Below are 2254 nucleotides of genomic sequence, written 5' to 3'. Positions count from 1 at the left end.
ACCCCTACCGTTGCCAGCGTTAGTGATTTAAGTATTGCAAAGAGTGTTGTGTTGACAACGGATGCCGATGGCAGTACTACGATCAGTGCTGGAGATACGGTTACCTTTAGTGTTACGGTTACCAATGGAGGACCTAACAATGCTACGGGAGTTGGTGTAGGAGATACGGTTCCAGATGGGTATACGACTATTGGAAGTATCAGTAATGGTGGAAGTGAGAGTGGCGGTTTAATTAGCTGGAGTGGTTTAAGTATTACCACGACCACCCCATTAGTATTGACATATACCGCTGTAGTGACTGCTACGGGCAACTATACGAACTTTGCAGAGATCACTGCGAGTGATAATTTTGATCCCGACAGTAGTCCCGATGCTACAGCAGATACAGATACTCCTTCAGAGGATGATGAGACAAGTGCTACGCCTACCGTTGCCAGCGTTAGTGATTTAAGTATTGCAAAGAGTGTTGTGTTGACAACCGATGCCGATGGCAGTACTACGATCAGTGCTGGAGATACGGTTACCTTTAGTGTTACGGTTACCAATGCAGGACCTAACAATGCTACGGGAGTAGGTGTAGGAGATACGGTTCCAGATGGGTATACGACTATTGGAAGTATCAGTAATGGGGGAAGTGAGAGTGGTGGCTTAATTAGCTGGAGTGGTTTAAGTATTACCACGACCACCCCATTAGTATTGACTTATACCGCTGTAGTGACTGCTACGGGCAATTATACGAACTTTGCAGAGATCACTGCGAGTGATAATTTTGATCCCGACAGTAGTCCCGATGCTACAGCAGATACAGATACTCCTTCAGAGGATGATGAGACAAGTGCTACCCCTACCGTTGCCAGCGTTAGTGATTTAAGTATTGCAAAGAGTGTGGTATTGACAACGGATGCCGATGGCAGTACTACGATCAGTGCTGGAGATACGGTTACCTTTAGTGTTACGGTTACCAATGCAGGACCTAACAATGCTACGGGAGTAGGTGTAGGAGATACGGTTCCAGATGGGTATACGACTATTGGAAGTATCAGTAATGGGGGAAGTGAGAGTGGTGGCTTAATTAGCTGGAGTGGTTTAAGTGTAACCACGACCACCCCATTAGTATTGACTTATACCGCTGTAGTGACTGCTACGGGCAACTATACGAACTTTGCAGAGATCACTGCGAGTGATAATTTTGATCCCGACAGTAGTCCCGATGCTACAGCAGATACAGATACTCCTTCAGAGGATGATGAGACAAGTGCTACCCCTACCGTTGCCAGCGTTAGTGATTTAAGTATTGCAAAGAGTGTGGTATTGACAACGGATGCCGATGGCAGTACTACGATCAGTGCTGGAGATACGGTTACCTTTAGTGTTACGGTTACCAATGGAGGACCTAACAATGCTACGGGAGTAGGTGTAGGGGATACGGTTCCAGATGGGTATACGACTATTGGAAGTATCAGTAATGGTGGAAGTGAGAGTGGTGGCTTAATTAGCTGGAGTGGTTTAAGTATTACCACGACCACCCCATTAGTATTGACTTATACCGCTGTAGTCACCGCTACGGGCAACTATACGAACTTTGCAGAGATCACCGCGAGTGATAATTTTGATCCCGACAGTAGTCCCGATGCTACAGCAGATACAGATACTCCTTCAGAAGATGATGAGACGAGTGCTACGCCAGAAGTTCCAAGCCTAAGTGTTATCAAGACGGTTAGAGTAGCGGGAAGTGCCTTGAATGATGTCATTGAGTATGATATTGTAGTTACTAATACTGGTAATGTTACTTTGACTGATATTGAAATTACCGATGATAATGCAGATGCAGGCAGTATCGTAGGCAGCCCAATAGTAAGTTTAGCCCCAGGGGCTAGTGTAACGGTGACAGCGAATCAAACGATTACACAGGCAGATATTGATGCTGGATTTATAGAGAATAGTGCCACAGCTACTGGAGATAGTCCAAGTGGTACTGATGATGTAATAGATGTATCCGATGCAGGTGATGAGACTGTTGAGACACCAAATGGAGATGGAACGACTGATGGAGAGCCGGATAACGATCCAACAGTTACGGATCTTATAGCCGATCCAAGTTTAAGTGTTATCAAGACTATTAGAGTAGCGGGAAGTGCCTTGAATGATGTCATTGAGTATGATATTGTAGTTACTAATACTGGTAATGTTACTTTGACTGATATTGAAATTACCGATGATAATGCAGATGTAGGCAGTATCGTAGGCAGTCCTA

Annotated in this window: 1 protein-coding gene; it reads left to right on the top strand. The window is 45.0% G+C overall.

The annotated features are described in order from the left end of the window. On the top strand, positions 1-2254 hold a 2254-nt coding region (locus ABD077_RS25060; protein ID WP_425545923.1), incomplete at both ends, for a beta strand repeat-containing protein.

The sequence above is a fragment of the Aquimarina litoralis genome, from assembly GCF_039523995.1.
In the GTDB taxonomy this organism is placed as follows: Bacteria; Bacteroidota; Bacteroidia; order Flavobacteriales; family Flavobacteriaceae; genus Aquimarina; species Aquimarina litoralis.
Note: the sequence above shows the minus strand (reverse complement) of the source record. Positions and strands in the feature narration are given on the sequence as shown.